Origin of the sequence: Hydrogenophaga sp. T2, assembly GCF_049843535.1 — a bacterium.
Taxonomy (GTDB): domain Bacteria; phylum Pseudomonadota; class Gammaproteobacteria; order Burkholderiales; family Burkholderiaceae_C; genus Hydrogenophaga; species Hydrogenophaga crocea.
The window spans coordinates 500,163-524,274 of sequence record NZ_JBBHZJ010000001.1; the positions used below are offsets into that span (position 1 = coordinate 500,163).

A 24,112-nucleotide genomic window follows, 5' to 3' on the forward strand; every position below is an offset into this window, starting at 1 on the left:
GGTGTCACTCGAGCTTGAGCTGCTGCTTGGCGACCACCTGCTTGTAGACCTCGAACTCGGCCTTGATCTGGGCCGCGAACTCGGCCGGCGAGTTGCCCACCACGAGCGAGCCGGTGTCCTCGATGCGCTTGCGCACCGCCGGGTCCTTGAGCGCCTCGACCGCGGCGCCGTGGATCTTGTTCACCACCTCGGGCGCCATGCCCTTGGGGCCGATGAGGCCGTAGTAGGCCATGCGGTTCACGGGCTCCAGGCCCACTTCCTTGAAGGTGGGCACGTTGGGCAGCGCGGCCACGCGCTGCGGCGCGGCCACCACGATGGCGATCAGGCGGCCGGCGAGGATGTGCGGCAGCGCCGAGGGCAGGTTGTCGAAGATGATGGGCACCTGGCCGCCCACGGTGTCGTTGAGGGCCGGGCCCGCGCCGCGGTAGGGAATGTGCGTGATGAAGGTGTTGGTCAGGCTCTTGAACAGCTCGGTCTGCAGGTGGCCGATGCCGCCCGTGCCCGAGCTCGCGTAGCTGTAGCGGCCCGGGTTCTTCTTGATGACGTCGAGGAAGCCCTTGAAATCCTTGGCCGGGAAGCTCGGGTGCACCGCGATCACGTTGGGCGTGGCGGCGATGTTGATGATGGGCGTGAAGTCGTTGAGCGTGTCGTACGGGATCTTGGGGTTGATCGCCGGGTTGGCCGCGGTGGTCGACACCGTGGCCACGCCGATGTAGTGGCCGTCGGGCGCCTGGCGCGAGAGCTCCTGCGCACCCACCACCCCGCCGCCGCCTGCGCGGTTGAGCACGATCACGCTCTGGCCCAGGGCCTTGCCCAGGGGTTCGGACATGACGCGGCCGATGATGTCGGTGGTGCCGCCGGGTGCGAACGGCACCTGCAGCGTGATCGTCTTGCTGGGGAACGCCTGCGCCAGGGCAAGGCCCTGGGTTCCGAGTGCGGCAATAGCGGCGGCACTGGCCAGGGCGGTGCGACGGTTCATCATGGGTTGGTTCTCCTGAGGGGATGACACGGATGTGAAGCGCCGACTTTACCCAGTTGAACGCGCCTGGCGCCTTCGGGACACTACATAAGGGGAAACCCGGCGTGCCGCTATGCTCGCGCGGTGAACTTTGCCCAACTGCTCTTCCCCGACTTCTCGCTCATCCTCTGCGGCTACCTCGTGTGCCGCTTCACCAAGCTCAACCGCACCGTGTGGGAGCAGGTGGAGAGCCTGGTCTATTACTTTCTGTTCCCGGTGCTGCTGTTCCACAGCATCGTGAAGAGCCCGCTCGATCTGTCGGCCGCCTCCAGCCTGGTGGGCGCGGCGATCTCGCTCGCGGTGTGCGCCATCGCCCTCACCTATTCGCTGCCGCACTGGCCGCTGCTGGGCCGCTTCATCGACGTGCGGCTGCACGCCGCGAGCGCGCAGGTGGGCTTTCGCTTCAACTCCTTCATCCTGCTCGCGCTGGCCGACCGCGTGGCCGGGCCGCAAGGCCTGCTGATGGTGGCCGTGATCATCGGTTTCTGCGTGCCTATCTTCAACATCGGCGCGGTCTGGCCCATGGCGCGCCACGCCAACAAGGGCTTCGCGCGCGAGCTGGTGCGCAACCCGCTGATCGTGGCCACGGCCTCGGGTCTGGTGGCCAACCTGCTGGGCTTTTCCATGCCGGGCTGGCTCGAACCCACGGTGAACCGCATCGGCCAGGCCTCGCTGGCGCTGGGCCTGATGGCCGCGGGCGCGGGCATGCAGTTCGGCTCCATGTCCGCGGGCAAGGCGCTCGCGGCGGCGGTGCTCGCGGTGAAGCACTTCGCGGTGCCGCTCATGGCCTTCGGCCTCGCGCGCCTGTTCGGGCTCAACCCGGTGCAGACCGCGGTGCTGCTCACCTTCTCGGCCGTGCCCACGGCCTCGAGCTGCTACGTGCTCGCGGCGCGCATGGGCTACAACGGCCCGTATGTGGCGGGGCTGGTCACGCTGTCCACGCTGCTGGGCATGCTGAGCCTGCCGTTTGCGCTCGGTGTGCTGGGCGCGCTGCGGTGAGGGCGGGATCGTGAACCGCCTGGTTGAGGTCGATGAGATCCATGGGATCGTGTTCGGGCGTCGTCAGGCCAACGGTGTCGAGCGCCGCGCGCTCCGGTGAAAGGGGCACGGGCGCGCCGCCGGCCGCCCGCGGGGCCTGATCGTCGGGGCCCCGATACCGCAGGTGCATGACCTCGATGCAGAACCGCGCCAGTGCCCGATTCTGGGCCTTGGTGTGGCACACGGCGTCCCAGTCCTGCTGGGCCAGATCGGCGAGCCGCTGCAGCACGGGCCCGGGCACGGCGTGGGGCATCGATGCGGGCCATTGCAGCACCAGGCGGCACAGCATGGCCGTGGCGCACAGGGCTTCGATGTCCTGCGCCGCCGGCGCCTGGATGCGCTCCAGCCACGCGACCTGGTCGGGCAGCCCATCGGCCAGCCGCGCGAGCAGCAGGCGCATCGCCTGAGGCGCGCACACCGTGGCGCCGGTGTCCAGCAAGGTCAGCTGCAGACCCGTGAGCGCCACCCGGTGCGGGTGCGGCCAAGGGCTGTCCGGCGGCGGGGGCATGCGCCGCTCAATGGCATTCAGCATCCGGGTGAAATCGACGCCGAGCAGCCACCGGCTCTCGCGCAACTCCAACAGCCCGAGGCTCAGGATGCGCAGGCAGGCGAAGTCGCACCGCTCCCAGTCGGCGCGGTCGAAGCGCTCGACCAGGGCGTTGCGCGCGGCGCGCAGCGCGCGTTCGATGTCCGGGCATGCCATGAACCCGCTGCGGGCGATGCGCGCCAGAAAGCGAAAGGCCGTGCTCACCTCGGCCGGGCCCGTGAGGCCGCGCTCGATCTGCCCCGCGCGGTGCAGCAGGTTCTCCAGCGACACCTCAAGCGCGCAATGGAAATCGCGGGTGCAGAACGCCCCGGCGTGGCGCTCGTCCAGCAACATCTGAACGGTGACGATCAGTTCCTGGACCGCCTCGGAAGGCAGCCCCGCCAGCAGGGGTGGCGACAGCCGTTGCAGCAGACAGGGCAGCGCGTCGTCCAGCGCCCATTGCAGCCGTTGCGGCGCCGCGTGAGAGAGCTCGCTCAGCAGCGCTCGGTTGATCAGCACCCGCCGCACGCCCAGGAAAACGCCGACCACCTCGGTGGCGGACAGCGGCAGATCGGTGCTGCCCAGCAGCGTCAGCAGAAAGGGCAGGCTGTCCGACAGCCCCCGCTGGGCGATCGGGTGCTTGCAGAGCGGGCCACGCACATCGCCCAGGAGCGCTTGCACCGTGGAAAACGCCTCCACCACAGGCAGGGACGCGTTCCACGGGTTGTGGTGGGCGGTGTGCATCAGCGCCTCGCAGGCCCGGGCGAACAGCGTGGCCACCAGGTGCTCGCCCAGGTACGCCGTCAGGCGCTGATGGTCGACCTGCCGGACCAGATCGAACGCCGACGCGATGTCGTCTGGATCGGCGGGTCGGGCCGGGGCCCGCCCGAGCGGGTCGGCGCGATCGAGCCGTGCGTTCAGCGTGGCGCACGCGCGCTGGAAATCGCCGCGCTCGCGGCGCGTCAGTGGCGCGGGGCGCGTAGGCGGCGCGGACGGCAGGGGCTGGGCGCTTGACGGTGGACCGGATGTGCTGCTGCGAACGTTCATGGGGCTTGTTTCAAAAAACACGCCCGGACCGGGCGCGCAGCGCCCTGAGTGCGCGGCGCAGCCACCTGGTTCCTTGGCCGACCCTTGCAGAAGCAAGTGCGGCCGGCCCCGGGCTGCTCCTAAACCCCGAGCAGGTTCTGCCGCACGTGCAGCAGGTGCGCCAGCGTGTGCTCGCGCGCGCGGGCGGCGTCGCGCTCGCGCAGCGAGTCCACGATCGCACGGTGCTCGGCCTGGTAGGCCAGGCGCCGCTCGGGCGTGACGCTCTTTTTCTTGAGCTGGCCCCAGTCGCCCTGCGCGCGCACCGCCTTCATGAGCTGGAACACATTGGCCACGAAGCTGTTGTGGGCTGCGTCGGCAATGGCCTGGTGCAGCTCGGCGTCCCAGTGCTCGAAGGCCTCCAGCGTCTGCGCCTGCTCGGCCTCGTCGCAGCACTGCTCCATGCGGCGCAGGTCGGCCGCGTTGGCGTTGCGGATCGCCATCTCGATGATGGCGGGCTCGAGCGCGAGCCGCGCCTCCATGAGTTCGGCCGGGCTGGTGGTCTGTGACGAGTCCTGCACCACGCGCTGGCCAAGGCGCAGGACCGCGTGTTCGGCCACGTAGGTGCCGCTGCCCACGGTCTGCTCGATCAGGCCCTGCTGCTTGAGCTCGAGCAAGGCCTTGCGCACCGTGGTGCGGCTCACGCCGTGCTGTTCCGAGAGCTCCCGTTCGGTGGGCAAGCGGTCGCCGGCGCGCCACTGACCGCTGTGCAGCTTGTCGAGGATCGCGTCGCGCAGGGGGTTGGCCAGGCTCATGCGCGCGACTGTACCAAACCAGACCAATTCACCAAGCCCGAGCCCGATCCGGGGCTTACCCGTAGCGCTGCGCCGCGGTCTTCGACTACGATGGGCGCTCTGGTACCAATTGGTACTTTTTGGTATTTCACTGAAACCACAACACCGAGGAGCCGTTTTGCGCATCGCCACCTTCATCCACCAGGGCCAACGCCGCGTTGGCCAGGTTTCGGCCGATGGCCTGTCCGTCACCGCGTTCGCGCTGCCGCCCGAGCAGGCCGCGCTCGGCGCGCTCGCGCTGATCGGCGCGGCCACGCCCGCCACCGAGGGCGCGGCGATCGCGCTGTCGTCGGTGCGGCTCGAAGCGCCCATCCCTCGGCCGCGCCGCAACATCTGGTGCGTGGGCCGCAACTACCACGAGCACGCCAAGGAGCTGCAGGGCTCGGTGTTCAAGAACAACAACGCCAACCCCGCGGCCTGGCCCATCGTGTTCACCAAGGTGCCCGAGTGCGTGGTGGGCCCGACCGACCCCGTGCAACTGCCCGGCGAGGCGGTGTCGGCCCAGATCGACTACGAGGCCGAGCTCGCGGTGGTCATCGGCACCGGCGGCAAGAACATCGCCAAGGCCGACGCCATGCGCCACGTGTGGGGCTACACCGTGGTCAACGACGTGACCGCGCGCGACGTGCAGATGCGCCACCAGCAGTGGGACATGGGCAAGAGCTTCGACACCTTCTGCCCCATGGGCCCGTGGATCGTGACCGCCGACGAACTCGACGGCCAGCACACGCGCGTGCGCTGCTGGGTCAACGGCGAGCTGCGCCAGGACGGCCGCACCGAAGACCTGATCTTCGACATCCCGACGCTGATCGAAACCGTGTCGCGCGGCATCACGCTGTACCCGGGCGACGTGATCGCCACCGGCACGCCGGCAGGCGTGGGGCTGGGCCTGAACCCGCCGCAGTTCCTGCGCAACGGCGACGTGGTGCGCATCGAGATCGACGGCATCGGACAGATCGAAAACCGCTTCGTGGCCTGAGCCGCGGCACCCCCCCAGAGGAGACAACACGCATGAACCGACAACAGTTCCACCGCGCCGCCGCCGCGGCCCTGCTGGGCCTGGCCACGCTGGGCAGCGCCTGGGCGCAAGACGCCTACCCGAGCAAGCCCGTGAACATGGTGGTGCCCTTCCCGCCCGGCGGCGTGGCCGACGTGGTGGGCCGCCCCGTGGCCGAGGCCATGGCGCGCCACCTCAACCAGTCCGTGGTGGTGGTCAACCGCGCGGGTGCGGGCGGCGGCATCGGCATGGCCCAGGTGGCCAAGGCCGCGCCCGACGGCTACACCGTGCTGATGGCGCTGTCGTCGCTGGTGGTGCTGCCCGAGGCCGACCGCATCCTGCAGCGCGCGCCCATGTTCGAGATCAACCAGCTGATCCCGATCGCGCGCATGACGGCCGACCCCACGGTGCTGGTGGTGCGCGCCGACAGCCCCTGGAAGACCTATGCCGACTTCGTGGCCCACGCGCGCGCCAACCCGGGCCGCGTGACCTTCGGCTCCTCGGGCAACTACGGCACCATGCACGTGCCCATGGAGCAGCTCAAGGCGGCCACCAACACCTTCATGCTGCACGTGCCCTACACCGGCGCGGGGCCGGCCATCGTGGGCCTGCTCGGCGGCCAGGTGGATGCCATCGCCACCGGGCCGGCGAGCGCGGTGCAGCACATCAAGGGCGGACGGCTGCGCGCGCTCGCGCACTGGGGCGAGGGCCGGCTCGCGCTGCTGCCGGACGTGCCGAGCTTCAAGGAGCTCGGCGTGAACATCGGCTATTCGCAGTGGGCCGGCCTGTTCGCGCCCGCGGGCACGCCGCCCGCGGTGGTGGACAAGCTGCGCGAGGCCGCGCGCGCCGCGGTGCGCGACGAACGCACCATCCAGACCATGACCAACGCGGGCACGCAGTTCCAGTACCAGGACGCGGCCGAGTTCGACGCCTTCGTGAAGGCCGACGCCGCCGCCATGAAGGCGGTGGTGCAGCGCATCGGCAAGGTGAACTGAGCGCGCGCGCTCAGCGCGCTCGTTCAGCGACGGCGCGGGGCCACGGTGTCGATGCGCCGCTGCAGGCGCTCGACCGTGGCGGTGTCGCCGGCGGCCAGCGCGCCGCGCTGCTGCACCATGAGCCAGGCGAGCAAGGGGCGCGGCCAGCCCTGCTCGCTGGCGGTGTCCACGGCCAGCCGCTGCAGCGCCGGGCTCGCCTGACCGCGCTGCAGGGCCGCACCCGCGGCCACCAGGCGCGTCACGGGATCGTCCACGTGCTGCAGCGCGGTGGCGGCGTCGGCCGCGAGCAGCGCTGCGCGGTGCGCGGCCGGCAGCCGCTCGGCGTCGCCGGGCAGCGGCGCGTTCGTGAGGTAGCGCGCGTAGGCCGCGTCATCGGGCGCGGCGTCCACCGCCAGGGCGCTGAAGCCCGTGCAGGGGCTGAAATCGAGCGTGGCCACGCGCAGCGCGCAGCGGTGCAGCTCGGCGCGCGCCACCAGCGCGGGCTGGCCGGTGCGCGCGAGCGCGGCGCGGGCGCGGCCGAATTCGGCGGCCTCCACCGCGTCGCGGCCTTCGAGCCAGGCGATGGCCGCGGCGTCGAGGCCGGTGCGCGCGGTGCTCTGCCACGCGGGCGGCGGCGGGTTCGACGAACAGGCCGCGAGGGCCAGCGACAGGGCGCACGCGGGCAGGGACAGGCTCAGGCGTTTCATGGCAGGCGGATCTCCGAGCCGCGCGGATCGCGGGCGAACGGCCACTTGCGGTTCACCTCGTCGATCAAGCCGTCGATCTTGCGCAGGCTGCTTTCCACATCGGCACGCAGCGTGCCCAGGTCGGTGGTGGCGGCGCGCGTGTTGCTGGCCACGCCCTGGGCCTCGACCAGCACCGCGTCGAGCTTTTGCAGGCTGCCGCGCGCCTCCTGCAACAAGCCGTTGAGCTGCGACACACTCGCGCGCACATCGCCCACCACGCTGCCTTCGCCGGGTGCCGCGCCCTGGCCGAAGACCTGCCGGTTGGCATTGGCCACCAGGCCGTCGAGCCGCGCGGCGAGCGCGTCGGCGCGCGCGATCAGCGCGTTGCTGCGCGCCAGCGCTTCACCGAGCTGTTTGGCGTCGGCCTCGTTGCCCACCAGCACCCCGAGCGCGCCGTGCGGGCCGTTGAGCTTGTCGGTGGTGGCCTGCAGGTTGGCCAGCGTGCGGTTGATGGCCGCGCCCTCGCGCGTCATGGCGTTGAGGTTGTCGAGCAGCGCGCGCACCGAGGCCGTGAGCTGCGGGATCTCGGCCGCCACGTCGCCGCGCAGCACGGTGCGCTCGGCGCCCGGGGGCAGCGGCGGGTCGTCGAGCACGCCGCTGAAGGCGCGGATGCGCGTGCCGCCCACCAGGCCGCGCTCCATGGTGAAGATGCTCGAGGTGCGCAGCCACTTGGCGTCTTTTTCCGCCACGTCGATCAGGATGCGCGCATTGCCGTCGGCCCCGAGCTCCACGCGCGTGACGCGGCCGATGGGAAAGCCCGCGAAGGTCATGTCCAGGCCCACGTTCACGCCCTCGGCGTCGTCGGCGATCAGCACCAGGCGCTGCGTGGGATCGAAGGCGCCGCGCGCGAACAGCACGTAGAGCGTGGAGCCCAGCACCAGCAGCAGCGTGAGCGCCATCAGCAGCGCGGCCTTGAATTCGAGCGCGCGCACCGGCGGCGGTTCGGGCACCAGGGGCTCGTCGGGCTCGGGGGCGCGTTCGGTGGGTTGCATGGTCAGTAGTAATTGCCCGCCAGCGACGCGACCTCGACCATCAGCAGCACCGAGAACAGCCGCGCGAAGGCGGTCATGTCGCTGTGCGCGCGGTAGCGGCCGTGCTCGTCGGGTTCGGCCGCGCCGGCCAGCGGCACCACCGCCACCGCAAGGCTGAAGAAGGCGGTCTTGAGCACGAAGATCAGCGAGACCACGGGGCTGAACACGCGCCCCACGTCGTGGGTGTAGGACGGCAGGGCCCAGGGCGAGAAGCCGTGCACGAGCAGGTAGGTGAGCACCAGCGCCACCACGCCCGAGAGCGAGGCCAACAGCACCACCGCGTGGCCGCTGGCCAGTGCGCGCGGCAGCAGCGTGCCCACGAGCCCGGCGATGCCCGGGATGTGCCGGCCCGCGCGCTGGCGCGCATCGAGCTGCTGGCGCAGTTGCTCGGCCCCCGGCATGGCGTGGCGCAGGGCCACGAACAGCGCGGCGAACAGCGGGATGAGTTCGAGCACCAGGGTCCGCACCAGCACCTCGAGCGCGTACTGCGACAGGCCGTAGCTCGCGGCCGTGGCCGTGACGATGCGGATGATGACCAGGCTGATCAGCGCCGACAGCACCAGGAACCAGGGCAGCATGGGCCACACCGCCACCACCAGGTGCGACAGCACCTGGCGCGCGCGCGGCCCGGTATAACTCGAGGGCGAGAGCATGAGCACCACGATCTGCGCCGCCATCTGCAGCGTGTGCCACCAGGCCCGCACCTGGGCGCGCCGGCGCCGCACCTGGCGCAGCAGGCTGCTGTCGATGTCGGCGATGGCACGCATGCGACGCATGATAGCCAGCGCTTGTGCCACGCTTTCGTCCCTCAAGGCAAGAAAACGCAGGAGACACCCGAGATGACCACAGCCCTCGCGCCCGCCGTGCGCCGCCAGACCATCGCCGATGCGCTGCACCGCACCGCCCTGCGCCTGCCCGACAAGCTCGCCATCGCCTGCGGCGACACGCGCTGGAGCTATGCCGACTTCAACGCCCTGGTGACGCGCCTGGCAGCGGGCCTGGCGCAACTGGGCGTGGCCGAGGGCGACAAGGTGGCCGTGCTGGCCCGCAACTCGCACGGCTTCGCGGCGCTGCGCTTTGCCATCGCGCGGCGCGGCGCGGTGCTGGTGCCGATCAACTTCATGCTCAAGGCCGACGAGGTCGCCTACATCCTGCGCCACGCGGGCGCCAAGACCCTGGCCACCGACAGCGGCCTCACCGAACTCGCGCGCGCGGCCGCCGCGCTCGACACCGCGGTGGAGCGCTTCATCTGGCTGCCCAGCGAAGACCCCACCGAGCCCGATCCGGCCATGCACCGCTTCGACCACCTCGCCGCCTGCGCCGACCCGCTGCCCGAGGTGTCGCTGCAGAGCACCGACGTGGCGCAGATCGTCTACACCAGCGGCACCGAGTCCATGCCCAAAGGCGCCATGCTCACGCACGACGCGGTGCTGTGGCAGTACGTGAGCTGCGTGATCAACGCCGAGATCGCCGAGGCCGACGTGGCGCTGCACGCGCTGCCGCTGTACCACTGCGCCCAGCTCGACGTGTTCTTCGGCCCCGCGATCTACATCGGCAGCAGCAACGTGATCACGGGCAAGCCCGTGCCCGACCACCTGCTGAACCTGCTCGAGCAGCACCGCATCACCAGCTTCTTCGCGCCGCCCACGGTGTGGATCGCGCTGCTGCGCTCACCGGCCTTTGACGCCGCGCGCCTGAAGCACCTGGCCAAGGGCTACTACGGCGCGTCCATCATGCCGGTGGAGGTGTTGAAAGAACTCGCCGCGCGCCTGCCCGCGGTGCGGCTGTGGAACCTCTACGGCCAGACCGAGATCGCCCCGCTGGCCACCCTGCTCGGCCCCGACGACCAGTTGCGCAAACCCGGCTCGTGCGGCAAGGCCGTGCTCAACGTGGAAACGCGCGTGGTCAACGAGGCCATGGAAGACGTGCTGCCCGGCGAGGTGGGCGAGGTGGTGCACCGCTCGCCACACCTGATGCTGGGCTACTTCAACGACCCCGAGAAAACCGCCGCGGCCTTCTCGGGCGACTGGTTCCACAGCGGCGACCTCGCCACGCTCGACGACGAGGGCTACATCACCATCGTCGACCGCAAGAAGGACATGATCAAGACCGGCGGCGAGAACGTGGCCAGCCGCGAGGTCGAAGAAATGATCTACCGCCTGACGGCCGTGAGCGAGGTGGCGGTGATCGGCCTGCCCGACCCGAAGTGGGTCGAGGCCGTGACCGCGGTGATCGTGGTGAAGGCAGGCCACACGCTGACCGAAGACGAGGTGATCGCGCACTGCAACGCCCACATGGCCGGCTTCAAGGCCCCCAAGCGCGTGGTCTTCACCGAGGCCCTGCCCAAGAACCCGAGCGGCAAGCTGCTCAAGCGCGAGCTGCGGCTGCGGCACGCGCAACAGGGCTGAGCCCGACTCAGCGCTGCGCCAGCGCCCAGGCCACGTGCTCGCGCACCAGCGCGCTCGGGTGCTCGGCGCGGGCCTGCAGCGCCTGGGCCAGCGCCGGGTCGCCGGTGGTGCGCCAGGCGTTGCCCAGGCCCACGGCCAGGTTGCGCAGCCAGCGCTCGTGGCCGATGCGGCGGATGGCGCTGCCCTCGGTGCGGCGCAGGAACTCGGCTTCGCTCCAGCCGAACAGCTCGATGAGCGAAGCGCCCGCGAAGCCCTCGCGGGCGTCGAAGTCGGGCAGCGTGGCCCGCCGCGCGAACTTGTTCCAGGGGCAGGCGAGCTGGCAGTCGTCGCAGCCGTACACGCGGTTGCCCAGGGGCGCGCGCAGGTCTTCGGGAATGGGGCCCGCGTGCTCGATGGTGAGGTAGCTGATGCAGCGCCGCGCGTCCACTCGGTACGGTGCGGTGATGGCCTGCGTGGGGCACAGGTCCATGCAGGCGCTGCAGTGGCCGCAGTGCGCGCTCACGGGCTCGCTCAGGGGCAGGGCCAGGTCGACGTAGATCTCGCCCAGGAAGAACATCGAGCCGGCCTCGCGGTGCAGCGCGAGCGTGTGCTTGCCGCGCCAGCCGATGCCGCTGCGCGCGGCCAATTCCACCTCGAGCACCGGCGCCGAATCGGTGAACACGCGGTGGCCGAACGGGCCCACGGCGGCGGCGATGCGGTCGGCCAGTTGCTGCAGCCGCGCGCGCAGCACCTTGTGGTAGTCACGCCCCCGCGCGTACACCGACACCACGGCCTCGTGCGGGCGCTGCTGGCGCTGCCATTCGGCGGCCACCCAGCCCTCGGGCGTGTCGCGCGGCAGGTAGTCCATGCGCGCGGTGATCACGCTCAGCGTGCCCGGCACCAGCTCGGCCGGGCGCGCGCGTTTGAGGCCGTGTGCGGCCATGTAGGCCATCTCACCGTGGCATCCAGCCGACAACCAGGCCATCAAGCCCGGTTCGGCGGCGCTCAAATCCACCCCGGCCACCCCGATTTGGGAGAATCCGAGCTGTCGTCCCCAAGCACGCAACTGCGAGACGAGTTGAGCAGCATCCACAACAGCCTTCATGGGGCGCCGATCGTAACAACGGCGGCCCCCGCCCGGCCCGACCCCCAGCCCGACACCTGGCAGGGCCGCTGGGCGCACGAGGCCGACACCCAGGCCTTCGCCCAGCGCCTCGCCCTGTGCCCGGCACTGGCGCGCGCCACGCTCGCGCTGCACGGCGACCTCGGCGCGGGCAAGACCACCTTCGTGCGCCACCTGCTGCGTGCGCTCGGCGTGCGCGGGCGCATCAAGAGCCCCACCTACGCGGTGGTCGAGCCCCACAGCGCGATCGACTGCCCGCTGATGCCGCCGGGCGAGCCGCTGTCCATCTGGCACTTCGACTTCTACCGCTTCAGCGACCCGCGCGAATGGGAGGAAGCGGGCTTTCGGGAACTGTTCGCCAGCCCCGGCCTCAAGCTGGTCGAATGGCCCGAGCGCGCCGAGGGCTTCCTGCCTCCCATCGACCTCGACCTGCACATCGACCCCGACCCGATGCCCACAGACCCCGAGCACGACGACGCCCGCACGGTGCGCGCCCAGGCCCGCACCCCCCTCGGCCAGACCCTGCTGGCCAGCCTGGCATGACCGAAGGCCGCGGCTTCACCCTGCCCCGGCGCTCGCTGCTGCGCGCGGGCTCGCTGGTGCTGCTGCTGGGCGCGGCCCACCTGGCGCGCGGCGCCAGCGTGCTCGCGGTGCGCCTGTGGCCCGCCGAGGACTACACGCGCGTGACCATCGAAAGCGACATGCCGCTCAAGGCGCGCTCGTTCCTGGTCGACGAGCCGCCGCGGCTGGCGGTGGACATCGAAGGCGTCGACCTGCTGCCCGGCCTGCGCGAACTGGTGGCGCAGCTGCGGGCCGACGACCCCAACATCGCGGGCCTGCGCGTGGGCCAGAACGCGCCCAACGTGGTGCGGCTGGTGATCGACCTCAAGCACACCATCAAGCCGCAGATCTTCAACCTCGAGCCGGTCGCGGCCTACCGGCACCGGCTGGTGTTCGACCTCTACCCCACGCAGGCGCCCGACCCGCTCGAGCAGCTCATCGCGCAGCGCCTCAAGGAGCGCGACGCCGCGAGCCAGCGCGCGGCCGACGCCATGGCGCGCGAAACCGGCCCGCTGGCCCAGTCCACGCCGGCGCCGGCCACGCCCCTGGGCGGCCCCGCGGCCGACCCGCTGGGCGAGCTGATCGCGCGCGCCAACCGCCCCGGCGCCGACCTGAAGCCGCCCGGCCCGCACGACGACAGCCCGGTGATCGAGCCCACGCCGCCCGCGGGCATCGCGTCCAAGCGCCGGCCCGGCACGGGCACGGCCCCAGCGCGCAAGACCGAGCGCCTGATCGTGGTCGCGCTCGACCCGGGCCACGGCGGCGAAGACCCCGGCGCCATCGGCCCGCGCGGCACGCAGGAAAAGGTGGTGGTGCTGCAGATCGCGCGCAAGCTGCGCGACCGCATCAACGCCACCACCGTCAACGGCAGCCCCATGCGCGCCTACATGACGCGCGACCAAGACTTCTTCGTGCCGCTGGGCACACGCGTGAGCAAGGCCCAGCGCGTGCGCGCCGACCTGTTCATCAGCATCCACGCCGATGCCTTCATGAGCCCCAAGCCCGCGGGCGCGAGCGTGTACGCGCTGAGCACGCGCGGCGCGAGCTCGGCCGCGGCGCGCTGGATGGCCGACAAGGAAAACGCTTCCGACCTCGTGGGCGGCGCCAACGTGAAGGTGAAAGACGCCACCGTGCAACGCGCCATGCTCGACATGAGCACCACCGCGCAGATCAACGACAGCCTGAAGATCGGCAGCAAGCTGCTGGGCGAGGTCGAGCGCGTGGGCAAGCTGCACAAGCCGCGCGTGGAACAGGCCAACTTCGCGGTGCTGCGCGCGCCCGACATCCCGAGCGTGCTGGTGGAGACCGCCTTCATCAGCAACCCCGACGAAGAGCGCCGCCTCAACGACCCGAAGTACCAGAACGACCTCGCCGATGCGCTGGTGCGCGGCATCGTGAAGTACTTCGAGGCCAACCCGCCGCTGGCGCGCACGCGGCAGATCTGAGGACACCGGCCCGTGGCCCAGGTCATCGAGGTGCTGGTCAAGCCCAACGCCCGCAGCAGCGAACTCAGCGACAACGGCGACGGCACCTGGACCGCGCGGCTCAAGGCCGCGCCCGTGGATGGCAAGGCCAATCAGGAGCTGATCGCGCTGGTGGCGCAGCACTTCGGCTGCGCCAAGGCCGCGGTGAGCATCAAGACCGGCGCGTCGGGGCGGCGCAAGCGGCTGGTGGTGGGCTGAGGCCCACCGCACTCACACCGGGTAGATCAGCGAGTTCAGCACCATCTCGCTGTCGTACACGCAGTGGCGATCGAGCAGCTTCCAGCCCGCCTCGGTGACCACGAACGCGTCCACGTAACGGCCCACCTGGTAGACCTCGCTGGGATTGCCCGGCTTGGTGCGGAACACCGCGTAGTTCGCTTCGGCGCGCACCGGGTCGTCGGCCGTGCCGGCGCCGTCGTGCGTGATGCGCGCAGGGCCGATCACGTGGCGCGTGTAGTACGGCGCGTGGTAGATGGTCTGCGTGGCGCCCACGATGCGGTCGCGCATCATGGCCTGGCTCTCCAGGCGCAACAGGCACAGCGGCAGACCGCGCTCGGCGTTCTCGCGCGCCTGCACGCGGTAGCAAGCGTCGGCCATGAACAGCTCGGGCCATTCGGCGAAGCGGCGCTGGTCGAGCACGTCGGCGTAGGCGGCGTTGAAGCGGTCGATCGCGTGGTGGCGTTGCAGCGATCGCAGTTCGGTGTTGTGGTTGTCCATCACAGCCCCATCGCCTTGCGCCAGTAGGCATACATCGAGCGGATCAGCGTCTCGGTGACCATGTGCTCGGTGGGCGGCTGGCCCACGCCGTCGGCCTGGCCGCCGAGCTCGCACAGGGTGCTGCCGTCGGCGCCCCATTGCCGGAAGCCGTCCTGGCTGAATTCGATGACCTCGCCGTCGTCGGCGCTCACGAAACCCGCGGGGCCGAACAGGTTGGCCTGGCGCAGGCGGCGCGTGGTCATCTCCTCGGTGTCGTCGGCGAAGCCGAAGTGCGTCCACACGAAATCGAACTCGCCCGGGCCACGCGGCACGATGTGGCGCGTGGACAGCGAGTTGACCTGCTGCTGGATGATGACGCTCGGGAACAGCGTGATCATGGTCACCGTGGGGGTGATGGTCTGGCCCGGCTGCTGCGGGTCGGCGATGGTCCACCACGGCTCGGGCACCACGTCGAGCAGGCGCGGGTCGTTGAGCTTCATGTCGGCCTTGAAGCTGGTCACGCCCTGGGTCACGGTCTTGTTCTCGCCGCCGTCGTTGCGGCGGCTGATCATCACCGCGTGGCGGCCGTGCGCGTCCATCACCATGCGGCTCTTCTGGTCGGCGCGCCACAGGCCGAAGGTGACGAACCAGGTGTGCAGCAGGCCCGGGTGGTACGGGTCCTTGATGTTCTCCTGCATCAGCTTCCAGTTGCCCGGAATGCGCTGGCGGTTGTAGCCCAGCAGCCTGAGCTCGCGGCCCGCGAAGATGCGGTCGAGCCAGGGCTTGAGCGCCTCGCCCAGGTAGTCCTCGAGCGGCTCGGCCTCGTCGCTGAAGGTGGCGAACACCAGGCCGTGCAGCACGGCCACCCGCAACTTGGTGAGGCCGTTCTTCGAGAGGTCGAAGTCGGCCGGCATGCCGCCGTTGACGCAGTCGCCGTCCTTCACGCCGTCCTTGAAGGGCAGGCCCGCGAGGTCGCCGTTGAGCTTGTACGTCCACTGGTGGTAGGGGCACACGAAACTGCGCGCGTTGCCCACCTGGCCGTCCATGGGCGGCTGGCAGAAGCGCACGCCGCGGTGGGCGCAGCGGTTCTCCACCACGCGGATGCCGGGGTCGCTGCCGCGGTCCTTGGGGGCCACGCGGTCGCGCACCATGATGACCTGGCGCTCGCCCACCCAGCTGAGCTTGTAGTCGCCGGTGTTGGGGATCTCGACCGCCAGGCCCACGTAGCACCAGTGCGGGCCGTGGAACAGGCGGTCGAGTTCGCGCTGGTAGAGCGCCGGGTCGGTATAGGCCCCGAAGGGCACGCGGCTGGTGCCGCCGCCGTGCCAGTGCAGCGGCGCTTCGGGCGCGTTCATGCGGTCTCCTGTTGTTGGCGGCGGGCCTTCCAGGCCCCGAAGAGGGCGATGAGGCCGGGGACGATGATCAGCGCCCAGATGATCTTGCTCAGGTTGGCCTGCACCCAGGGCAGGTTGCCGAACAGGTAGCCCGCGCCCACCAGGCCGATGACCCAGATCAGCGCGCCGATCACGTTGTAGGCGGTGAACTTGGCGCGCGTCATCTCGGCCACGCCCGCCACGAAGGGCGCGAAGGTGCGGATGAAGGGCATGAAGCGCGCGAGGATGATGGTGATGCCGCCGTAGCGCTCGTAGAACGCGTGGGCCTGGTTGAAGGCGTTCTTGTTGAACAGCCGCGAGTTCTCCCACTGGAACACCTTGGGCCCGAAGTAGCGGCCGATGCTGTAGTTGGTCTGGTCGCCGAGGATGGCGGCGATCACCAGCAGCACCATGGCCAGCGGCAGGCTCATGAGGCCCGCCCCGCACAGCGTGCCCACCACGAACAGCAGCGAGTCGCCGGGCAGAAACGGCATGACCACCACACCCGTCTCGGTGAAGATGATGAGGAACAGCAGGGCATACACCCAGGGCCCGTAGGCCTGCACGAAGGCCTGCAGGTGCTGGTCCACGTGCAGGATGAAGTCGATGAGGAAGGTGATCAATTCCATGGCGGCGGATTATCCGCGCCCCTTCCTACAATCCCTGGAATGACCGATTCGCCCCCCCGCCGCCCCATCCGCGAACTGCCCGACGAGCTGATCAGCCAGATCGCCGCGGGCGAGGTGGTGGAGCGGCCGGCCTCGGTGGTGCGCGAGCTGGTGGACAACGCGCTCGACGCCGGCTCGACCCAGATCACCGTGCGCCTGCTCGGGGGTGGCGTGCGGCTGATCGCGGTGGAAGACGACGGCATCGGCATTCCCAAGGACGAACTCGCGCAGGCGCTCAAGCGCCACGCCACGAGCAAGATCAGCAGCCTCGCCGAGCTCGAGGCCGTGGGCACCATGGGCTTTCGGGGCGAGGCGCTCGCGGCCATCGCCTCGGTGGCCGAGGTCTCGCTGCTCTCGCGCACCGGCGACGCGCCGCACGCCTGGCTGCTCGACGCGCGCAGCGGCGAGCTCTCGCCCGGCGCGCGCCAGCGCGGCACCACGGTGGAGGTGCGCGAGCTGTTCTACGCCACGCCCGCGCGGCGCAAGTTCCTCAAGAGCGACACCACCGAACTCGCGCATTGCATCGAGGCCGTGCGCCGCCACGCGCTCGCGCGGCCCGATGTGGGCTTTGCCATCTGGCACGAAGGCCGGCTGGTGGCTCAGTGGCGCGCCTCGCTCGTGGCCCGCGGCGAAGACGCCCTGGAAGCCACGCGCGCGCGCCTGGCCGACGTGCTCGGCGACGACTTCGTCACCGGGGCCGTGACGCTGCAGTGGCCGGCCGACGGTTCGCTCGCGCGCGGCCTGCGCGTGCGCGGCTTCGCGGGCGTGCCCGATGCCGCGCGCTCGCGCGCCGACCAGCAGTTCGCCTACGTGAACGGCCGCTACGTGCGCGACAAGGTCATCGGCCACGCGGCGCGTGCGGCCTACGAAGACGTGCTGCACGGCCACCGCCAGCCGGTGTACGCGCTCTACATCGACATCGACCCCGCCCGGGTCGATGTGAACGTGCACCCCACCAAGATCGAGGTGCGCTTTCGCGACAGCCGCGAGGTGCACCAGGCGGTGCAGCAGGCCGTGCAGAGCGCGCTCGCGGTGCCGCGCGCGGGGCAGGCCCTGGCCGCCCTGCCCGCTGCGGCTGCGGTGCCTGTTGCATCCACTGCACCCGGTGCACCCGCCGAGCCCGCATGGGCCCCGCCGGTGCGCCAGGCCGGTTTCAGCTTCGCGCCGCGCGAGCCCGAGGCCGGCCAGCGTGTGAGCGACGTGGCGGCGCTGTGGGCGCCCGCGGCCGACACCGCCACGGCAGCCCCCGCTTTCACGGGCGCTGCACCCGCCGCGGCGCCGCTCCCCGAGGGCGACTGGCCGCTGGGCCGCGCCATCGCGCAGCTGCAGGGCGTGTACGTGCTGGCCGAAAACGCGCACGGGCTGGTGATCGTGGACATGCACGCGGCGCACGAGCGCATCGTCTACGAGCGGCTCAAGCGCCAGCTCGACGCGCGCGCGGTGCAAAGCCAGCCGCTGCTGATCCCGGCCACCTTCAGCGCCACGCCCGAAGAAGTGGCCACCGCCGACACCGCGGCCGCCACGCTCGCGGCCCTGGGCCTGGAGGTCACGCCGCTGTCGCCGCGCACCTTGGCGGTGCGCGCCGTGCCCACCACGCTGGCGCAGGGCGACCCGGTGGCCCTGGCGCGCAGCGTGCTGGGTGAGCTGGCCCAGCACGAGGCCACCCAGGTGCTGCAGCGCGCCGAACACGAACTGCTGGCCACCATGGCCTGCCACGGCGCGGTGCGCGCCAACCGCCGCCTCACGCTCGACGAAATGAACGCCCTGCTGCGGCAGATGGAGGTCACCGAGCGCAGCGACCAGTGCAACCACGGCCGGCCCACCTGGCGGCAGCTGGGGCTGCGCGAGCTCGACGCCCTGTTCCTGCGCGGGCGCTGACACCCCCGTGACGCGGTTCACGGGGCCTCAGGGCAAGCCCGGGTGAACTTTTGGCGCGGTGTTTGCATCCTTTGCGGGCATGACGCGCCTGCTCCTTGCCCTCTTTGCCGCCCTGGCCTTGCTGGCCGGCTGCGCCACACTGGACGAAAAGCAACGGGTCTGGATCTTCCAGCCCTCCGACCGCACCTGGAGCGGCGGCAGTTACGCCGCCGAAAGCATGGACGACGTGTGGATCGATTACACGTCGTCCATCACCGACGAACCGGTGCGCCTGCACGGTTTGTGGGCGCCGCACGAGAACCTGGCCACGCGCAGCGACGCGCCCGTGCTGCTGTACCTGCATGGCGCGCGCTGGAACGTCACCGGTTCGGCCATGCGCATCCGCCGCATGCAGGAGCTGGGCTTTTCGGTGCTGGGCATCGACTACCGCGGCTTCGGCCGCAGCAGCGCGGGCCTGCCGTCCGAGAAGATGGCCACGGAAGACGCGCGCGCCGCCTGGGACTGGCTGGCGCAGAAGTACCCGCAGCGGCCCCGCTACGTCTTCGGCCACTCGCTGGGCGGCGCGATCGCGATCAACCTCGCGGCCGAGGTGGCCGACGAAAAAGGCACCCTGGTCGAAGGCACCTTCACCTCCATCCCGGACGTGGTGCGCACCTTCAAGTGGGGCTGGTTGCCGATCTCGCCGCTGATCACGCAGCGCTTCGAATCGGCCAAGCGCGTGGCCGACATCGGCTCGCCGCTGCTGGTGGTGCACGGCAGCGACGACCAGCTGATCCGCCCCGAACTGGGGCGCCAGCTCTACGAAGCCGCCAAAGGCCCCAAGCGCTTCGTGCTGGTGGAAGGCGGCTCGCACCACAACACCAATTCGGTGGGCCAGGGGCAGTACCGCGAGGCGCTGGCCGAGCTCTACGGGCTGGGCGACGCGGTGCGCGTGGTCAACGCAACGCGCTAGCGGGCGCGGAACCGGGCGCGGCCGCGAGCGCGTGCGCCACCATGCCTTCGAACAGCCCGGGGTCTTCGGCGGCCAGGGCGTCGAGGAAATGCAGGGCCATGAACAGCGGGTGCGAGAGGTTCGACGCGTGCCGCGCCATGACGGTGCTCACCGCGTCGCGCAGGCCCTGCGCCGACAGCGCGGGCAGGCGCACCGCGCTGGTCTCGGTCGAGTAGTCGTGTTCGCTGTCGTCCACGCCGTGCTCGTCGCCGCCGCGCGGCATCACCGCCAGGCCGTAGAACTCGGGCTTGCCGCCCCGGTGCAGCATGCGGGCGTGGCCCGTCACCACGATGCTCAGGCCGCGGCGCCCGGTCAGCGAGGACCAGTCCCCCACCCAGGTTTCTTCGAGCATCTCGCGCAGCATGCCCATCTCGATGAAGCGGTCGCCGGCCTCGGTGTAGTCGGACCAGTCGAGCGAGCCCGAGCCCGAAGGCGCGAGCATGCCGCCCGAGGCCATGCTGAGCAGCGACTGGCCCACGAAGTACAGGTGCCCCTGCGCTTCGCCCGCCGCGGTGCGCGACACGCCCAGCGCCATCACCGACACCCCCAGCTGGCCCGAGGTCGACGACTGGGCCAGGGGCCGCAGTTCGTCGCTGCGCGCACTGCGCTTGAAACCGGTGGACACGCCATCGAACATCGGGTGCCCCGCGGCGTCGAGCACCTCGATGCCGGTGATGTGGCCCGTGACCAGGTCCGACAGGTAATCGGTGCGCTGCACGCGCAGCACCGGGTCGCTCCGCAGGCCGGCCGGCGTCAGGTCGTCGCACAGCCGCAGCTTCTGCTCGTTGGCCAGGCGGCCGCTGGTGTAGGCCGGCAACGCGCTGACCACCGGGATCTGCAGGCGCCGCGACAGCTCGGGCACGGCCCAGAGCGGAAAATTCCAGGCGCCCCGCGCGAGGGCGGGCGACCAGCGCCCCACCCAGCGCCCGAGTGCGGGCCAGCGCTGCGCGCCCGGCGCCGGCTCGAAGCGCGCCACCGGCAGCCCGCGGGCCGAGCGATCGCGCAGCAGGCGCGACACCTCGGGGCTGTACACCGAGCAGCCCGCAAAGCGCGTGCGCTTGAGCACGTCGACCGCGTGGCCGCCGAAACATTTGCGGTAGCCCGCCTCGAGCAGTTCGGGCGGCAGCGCCACCGCTTCGAGGAAGTGCGCCATGTCCTCGGCCGGCAGCGGCTGCAACCGGCCGCCGCTGGCCTCTTCGATGCTGCGGCGGGTGGCGATCACGTCCTTGAGCAGCGACGCCAGCGTCCAGCCGACCAGGCCCGCGAAGATCCACAGGCTCAATTGCCGGCGCTGCTCGAACAGATCGAGCGCCGAGCTCACCAGCGAGAAGCCGATCGCGGCCGCGCCGAGCCACAGCGTCCAGCGCGGCTGGTGGCGCAGGTAGAGCGTGAGATACCACCGGTTGACCATCGGCGGCTGCTTGCGCTTCTTCGGCAGCACGGCGCGGGCGATGGCATCGGCGGGGGCAAAGGGCGTCATGGGGCGGTGGTTCGGGCGGCGCGGGGGTCGGGCGACTATGCCATCTGCTACCCTCGACCGGATGTCTGCCTCTCCCTCGCCAACCCCCATGTCCGCGGGCCTGGTGGTGCTGGTGCTCACGCTGCTGCTGGGCATACAGCCCGTCACCACCGACCTGTACCTGCCCGCGCTGCCCACCCTCACCGCGGGCTTCGGCGCCGCGGTGGCGCAGGCCCAGCTCACGCTCACCGCGCTGCTGCTCGCCTTCGGCACCTCGCAGCTCGTGTGGGGCCCGCTGTCCGACCGCTTCGGCCGCAAGCCGGTGCTGATCGCGGGCATGGGCCTGTTCGTGGTGGCGGCGGTGGGCGCGGCGTCTTCCACGTCCATGGGCCAGCTCATTGCCTGGCGCGTCGTGCAGGGCGTGGGCATGGGCGCGGCGGTGATGTGCGCGCGGGCCGTGGTGCGCGACCTGTACGCGCCGGCGGAGGGCGCGCGCGTGATGAGCAAGGGCCTCACCGGCCTGGGCGTGATCGCCTGCTGCAGTGCGCCGCTCGGGGGCCTGCTGTCGGACCTGTTCGGCTGGCGCGTGGCGCTGCTCGCGGTGGCCGCGTTCGGCGCGGCCACGCTGGCGCTGCTGGTCTGGCGCTTTCAGGAAACCGTGCCGCAACGCAACCCGCAGGCCCTGCAGCCCGCGCGCCTGCTCAAGACCTGGCTGCAGATCGCTCGCCACCCCACCTTCCTGACCTGGACGGTGCTGGCCACCGGCTCCTACGCGGGGCTGTTCACCTTCCTCGCCTCGTCGTCCTTCGTGCTGATCGGCGTGCTCGGCCTGAGCAAAACGCAGTACGGCGTGATGATGTTCACCATGTCCCTGAGCTACATCGTGGGCACCTTCATCTGCCGCCGCCTGCTGCCGCGCCTGGGCGTGCGCCGCACCGTGGCCACGGCGGCCGTGGTCACGGTCACGGGCGGCACGGTCATGGGCGTGCTGCCGCTGCTCGGCGTGCAAACCCTGTGGAGCGTGGTGCTGCCCTTCTACCTGTTCATGCTGGGCCACGGCGTGCACCAGCCCTGCGGCCAGAGCGGCGCGGTGGCGCCGTTCCCGCAGGCCGCGGGCGCGGCCTCGGCGCTCGCGGGCTTCATCATGATGGTGGTGGCCTTCGGCGTGGGCGGCTGGCTCGGTCTCGCGCTGGCGCGGCCCGAGCTCGGCGCCGGCACCGTGCGCCCGCTCACCGACGGTGTGTGGTTCTGGAGCACGCTGATCGCGGTCACCGCCTGGACCCTGGTGCAGCGCCACGGCGAAGCCCACACCCCGCCGCAGCGCCAGGGCGTCGCCACGCCATGAACGCCCCCGCGCCACCGCGTTGCATCGCGCTGGCCGGCCCCACGGCCAGCGGCAAGACCGCCGCGGCGCTGGCGATCGCAGCGCGCTGGCCGGTGGAGATCGTGAGCGTCGATTCGGCCCTGGTCTACCGCGGCATGGACATCGGCACGGCCAAGCCCAGCGCGGCCGAACGCGCCGCCGTGCCGCACCACCTGATCGACATCCTCGAGCCCACGCAGGCCTACAGCGCGGCCGACTTCGTGCGCGACGCCACGCGCCTGGTCGGTGAGATCGCCGCGCGCGGGCGCACCGCGCTGCTCGTGGGCGGCACCATGCTGTACTTCAAGGCCCTGCTCACGGGGCTCGACGACCTGCCCGCGGCCGACGCCGCGGTGCGCGAACGCCTGGAAGCGCGCGCCCGCGCCGAGGGCTGGCCCGCGCTGCACGCCGAGCTGCAGCGCGTGGACCCGGTGAGCGCCGCGCGCCTGTTTCCCAACGACGCGCAGCGCATCCAGCGCGCGCTCGAGGTGTTCGAGGTCTCCGGCCGGCCGCTGTCGGCCTTTCACACCGGCCGCGCGCACGACCCGCACAGCCCGCTGCGCGAAGAACACCTGATCGCGCTCGAACCCGCCGACCGCGCCTGGCTGCACGCGCGCATCGCCGAGCGCTTCGACGCCATGCTCGCGGCCGGCTTCGTCGACGAGGTGCGCGCCCTGCGCGCGCGCGGCGACCTGCACCCCGAACTGCCGGCGATGCGCTGCGTGGGCTACCGCCAGGCCTGGGCCGCGCTCGACGCCGCGCCGCTGCCCGACGCCGCCGCGCTCGCCGAACTGCGCGAGCGCGGCATCTTCGCCACGCGCCAGCTCGCCAAGCGCCAGCTCACCTGGCTGCGTTCGCTGCCGCAGCGCCGCGTGATCGCGGCCGACGCGCCCGACGCGCTTGCGCAGGTGATGGCCGCCGTGCAGCACTGGCTGGGAGAACCCGCATGACCTTGCTCGTGCAAGACCTGGCCAAGCGCTACGGCGACACGCCGGTGTTCGGCAACGTGCACCTTCGCCTCGAACCCGGCGAGTTCGTGGCCGTGGTGGGCGAATCGGGTGTGGGCAAATCGAGCCTGCTCAACTGCCTGGCCGCGCTCGACACCTGGAGCGAAGGCCGCATCACCCACGACGGCACCGACCTCGGCGCGCTCGACGAAGCGCAGCGCGCGCACTGGCGCCGCCGCCACCTGGGCTTCGTGTTCCAGGCCTTCCACGTGCTGCCGCACCTGGACGTGGCGCAGAACGTGGCCCTGCCCCTGCTGCTGCTGAACCAGGCCGACGACGCGCGCGTGGCTGCCATGCTCGACGCCGTGGGCCTGCAGGGCATGGGCGCACGGCTGCCGGCCTCGCTCTCGGGCGGACAGCTGCAGCGCGTGGCGATCGCCCGCGCGCTGGTGCACCGCCCCGCCATCGTGCTGGCCGACGAGCCCACCGGCAACCTCGACCCCGACACCGCGGCCCGCGTGATGGACCTGCTGCAGGCACAGACGCGCGAGCACGGCAGCTCGCTGCTGCTGGTGACGCATTCGGACGCGGCGGCGGCGCGGGCGGATCGGGTGTTGCGGTTGACGCGCGAGGGTCTGCAATCGTCCTGAGGAGAGAGGGGTGGCTTCGCGCACCCGCTTCTTCAGGGCCGATGGAGCGGGTGCCCGTGCTTCGGCGTGCTCGCGGGCGGCTGCCCGGGCACGCATACAGTGCCTCGTCAACGTCTTGGCTTGTACGCAAACTCTGTGGCAACCGCGAATGGCGCCTGCGCACGGACACCCGCTCCCCCGGCCCCAGCGATGTGCAGGTACGCCAACGCGTGGTGTGCCCAGGTCCATTCTTGGTCGGGTGGCGGGGTTCGTGTGCGCAGGCGCCATTCGCGGTTGCCACAGAGCCAGAGCGCCCATCACGTTGTTGACGAAACGGTGCCCGCAC

Annotated in this window: 23 protein-coding genes; 12 read left to right on the top strand and 11 right to left on the bottom strand. The window is 71.3% G+C overall.

Annotated features, from left to right (window positions below; all coding sequences use genetic code 11):
- Positions 1-4: 4 nt before the first annotated feature.
- Positions 5-979 (bottom strand): tripartite tricarboxylate transporter substrate binding protein BugE, encoded by a 975-nt coding sequence (locus tag WDZ95_RS02390; RefSeq protein WP_425776251.1) that lies wholly within the window; start codon positions 977-979, stop codon positions 5-7.
- A 123-nt stretch (positions 980-1,102) separates the two neighbouring features.
- Here WDZ95_RS02390 and WDZ95_RS02395 point away from each other — a divergent pair, with 123 nt between their 5' ends.
- Entirely contained in the window at positions 1,103-2,017 is a 915-nt protein-coding gene (locus tag WDZ95_RS02395; protein WP_425776030.1) for an AEC family transporter, read from the top strand.
- On the opposite strand, the gene WDZ95_RS02400 is transcribed toward WDZ95_RS02395, so the two are convergent.
- Together WDZ95_RS02400 and WDZ95_RS02405 are read right to left on the bottom strand one after the other, a co-directional pair.
- Positions 1,947-3,629, bottom strand: a complete 1,683-nt coding sequence (locus WDZ95_RS02400; RefSeq protein WP_425776031.1) for a hypothetical protein — start codon at positions 3,627-3,629, stop codon at positions 1,947-1,949. The two genes, WDZ95_RS02395 and WDZ95_RS02400, sit on opposite strands and share 71 nt — an antisense overlap.
- A gap of 119 nt (positions 3,630-3,748) precedes the next feature.
- Positions 3,749-4,420: a FadR/GntR family transcriptional regulator gene (locus WDZ95_RS02405; protein ID WP_425776032.1), complete on the bottom strand. Its 672-nt coding sequence runs from the start codon at positions 4,418-4,420 to the stop codon at positions 3,749-3,751.
- 157 nt (positions 4,421-4,577) lie between these two features.
- Between WDZ95_RS02405 and WDZ95_RS02410 the strand changes: the two genes are divergently transcribed.
- Positions 4,578-5,438, top strand: a complete 861-nt coding sequence (locus WDZ95_RS02410; RefSeq protein WP_425776033.1) for a fumarylacetoacetate hydrolase family protein — start codon at positions 4,578-4,580, stop codon at positions 5,436-5,438.
- A 32-nt stretch (positions 5,439-5,470) separates the two neighbouring features.
- Entirely contained in the window at positions 5,471-6,451 is a 981-nt protein-coding gene (locus WDZ95_RS02415) for a tripartite tricarboxylate transporter substrate binding protein (protein ID WP_425776034.1), read from the top strand.
- A 23-nt stretch (positions 6,452-6,474) separates the two neighbouring features.
- Here the strand turns inward: WDZ95_RS02415 and WDZ95_RS02420 are convergent, their stop codons facing one another.
- Genes WDZ95_RS02420 through WDZ95_RS02430 form a run of 3 tightly spaced genes read right to left on the bottom strand, consistent with a single transcriptional unit; the run spans position 6,475 to position 8,974 of the window.
- Positions 6,475-7,137, bottom strand: coding sequence for a hypothetical protein (locus WDZ95_RS02420; protein ID WP_425776035.1), 663 nt, complete (start codon positions 7,135-7,137; stop codon positions 6,475-6,477).
- A complete protein-coding gene (locus WDZ95_RS02425) occupies positions 7,134-8,168 on the bottom strand; it encodes an MlaD family protein (RefSeq protein WP_425776036.1) in 1,035 nt (344 codons plus the stop codon). The genes WDZ95_RS02420 and WDZ95_RS02425 overlap by 4 nt, the downstream gene beginning before the upstream one ends.
- Before the next feature lie 2 nt (positions 8,169-8,170).
- Entirely contained in the window at positions 8,171-8,974 is an 804-nt protein-coding gene (locus WDZ95_RS02430) for an MlaE family ABC transporter permease (protein ID WP_425776037.1), read from the bottom strand.
- 72 nt (positions 8,975-9,046) lie between these two features.
- On the opposite strand from WDZ95_RS02430, the gene WDZ95_RS02435 reads away from it, so the two are divergent.
- Positions 9,047-10,615, top strand: a complete 1,569-nt coding sequence (locus tag WDZ95_RS02435) for an acyl-CoA synthetase (protein WP_425776038.1) — start codon at positions 9,047-9,049, stop codon at positions 10,613-10,615.
- Positions 10,616-10,622: 7 nt separating this feature from the next.
- Here WDZ95_RS02435 and queG read toward each other — a convergent pair whose 3' ends face one another.
- Positions 10,623-11,699 carry a tRNA epoxyqueuosine(34) reductase QueG gene (gene queG / locus WDZ95_RS02440; protein ID WP_425776039.1) on the bottom strand — a complete coding sequence of 359 codons (1,077 nt, stop codon included), beginning with the start codon at positions 11,697-11,699 and terminating at the stop codon, positions 10,623-10,625.
- A 9-nt stretch (positions 11,700-11,708) separates the two neighbouring features.
- Between queG and tsaE the strand changes: the two genes are divergently transcribed.
- From tsaE to WDZ95_RS02455, 3 genes are read left to right on the top strand one after another with little or no spacing between them, the layout of a single operon-like run.
- Entirely contained in the window at positions 11,709-12,260 is a 552-nt protein-coding gene (gene tsaE, locus WDZ95_RS02445; protein WP_166231166.1) for a tRNA (adenosine(37)-N6)-threonylcarbamoyltransferase complex ATPase subunit type 1 TsaE, read from the top strand.
- The gene (locus WDZ95_RS02450) at positions 12,257-13,723 is read left to right on the top strand and encodes an N-acetylmuramoyl-L-alanine amidase (RefSeq protein WP_425776040.1); all 1,467 of its coding nucleotides are present in this window, start codon (positions 12,257-12,259) and stop codon (positions 13,721-13,723) included. The genes tsaE and WDZ95_RS02450 overlap by 4 nt, the downstream gene beginning before the upstream one ends.
- Before the next feature lie 12 nt (positions 13,724-13,735).
- Complete coding sequence (locus WDZ95_RS02455) at positions 13,736-13,960, top strand: DUF167 domain-containing protein (RefSeq protein ID WP_425776041.1); 225 nt, start codon at positions 13,736-13,738, stop codon at positions 13,958-13,960.
- Between the two features lie 12 nt (positions 13,961-13,972).
- Here the strand turns inward: WDZ95_RS02455 and WDZ95_RS02460 are convergent, their stop codons facing one another.
- The 3 genes from WDZ95_RS02460 to WDZ95_RS02470 are packed head-to-tail and all read right to left on the bottom strand — an operon-like array spanning position 13,973 to position 16,460.
- Complete coding sequence (locus tag WDZ95_RS02460) at positions 13,973-14,479, bottom strand: aromatic-ring-hydroxylating dioxygenase subunit beta (protein WP_425776042.1); 507 nt, start codon at positions 14,477-14,479, stop codon at positions 13,973-13,975.
- A complete protein-coding gene (locus WDZ95_RS02465) occupies positions 14,479-15,813 on the bottom strand; it encodes an aromatic ring-hydroxylating dioxygenase subunit alpha (RefSeq protein ID WP_425776043.1) in 1,335 nt (444 codons plus the stop codon). The genes WDZ95_RS02460 and WDZ95_RS02465 overlap by 1 nt, the downstream gene beginning before the upstream one ends.
- Positions 15,810-16,460: a DedA family protein gene (locus tag WDZ95_RS02470; protein WP_425776044.1), complete on the bottom strand. Its 651-nt coding sequence runs from the start codon at positions 16,458-16,460 to the stop codon at positions 15,810-15,812. The genes WDZ95_RS02465 and WDZ95_RS02470 overlap by 4 nt, the downstream gene beginning before the upstream one ends.
- Before the next feature lie 39 nt (positions 16,461-16,499).
- On the opposite strand from WDZ95_RS02470, the gene mutL reads away from it, so the two are divergent.
- Together mutL and WDZ95_RS02480 are read left to right on the top strand one after the other, a co-directional pair.
- Positions 16,500-18,377 carry a DNA mismatch repair endonuclease MutL gene (mutL, locus tag WDZ95_RS02475; RefSeq protein WP_425776045.1) on the top strand — a complete coding sequence of 626 codons (1,878 nt, stop codon included), beginning with the start codon at positions 16,500-16,502 and terminating at the stop codon, positions 18,375-18,377.
- Between the two features lie 79 nt (positions 18,378-18,456).
- Positions 18,457-19,329, top strand: coding sequence for an alpha/beta hydrolase (locus tag WDZ95_RS02480; RefSeq protein WP_166227090.1), 873 nt, complete (start codon positions 18,457-18,459; stop codon positions 19,327-19,329).
- Here the strand turns inward: WDZ95_RS02480 and WDZ95_RS02485 are convergent.
- Positions 19,313-20,848: a hypothetical protein gene (locus WDZ95_RS02485; RefSeq protein WP_425776046.1), complete on the bottom strand. Its 1,536-nt coding sequence runs from the start codon at positions 20,846-20,848 to the stop codon at positions 19,313-19,315. The genes WDZ95_RS02480 and WDZ95_RS02485 overlap by 17 nt on opposite strands.
- 88 nt (positions 20,849-20,936) lie before the next feature.
- On the opposite strand from WDZ95_RS02485, the gene WDZ95_RS02490 reads away from it, so the two are divergent.
- Genes WDZ95_RS02490 through WDZ95_RS02500 form a run of 3 tightly spaced genes read left to right on the top strand, consistent with a single transcriptional unit; the run spans position 20,937 to position 23,787 of the window.
- A complete protein-coding gene (locus WDZ95_RS02490; protein WP_425776047.1) occupies positions 20,937-22,172 on the top strand; it encodes a Bcr/CflA family efflux MFS transporter in 1,236 nt (411 codons plus the stop codon).
- Positions 22,169-23,140: a tRNA (adenosine(37)-N6)-dimethylallyltransferase MiaA gene (gene miaA, locus WDZ95_RS02495; protein ID WP_425776048.1), complete on the top strand. Its 972-nt coding sequence runs from the start codon at positions 22,169-22,171 to the stop codon at positions 23,138-23,140. The genes WDZ95_RS02490 and miaA overlap by 4 nt, the downstream gene beginning before the upstream one ends.
- Positions 23,137-23,787, top strand: coding sequence for an ABC transporter ATP-binding protein (locus WDZ95_RS02500; RefSeq protein ID WP_425776049.1), 651 nt, complete (start codon positions 23,137-23,139; stop codon positions 23,785-23,787). The genes miaA and WDZ95_RS02500 overlap by 4 nt, the downstream gene beginning before the upstream one ends.
- The last annotated feature ends 325 nt before the right edge of the window (positions 23,788-24,112 follow it).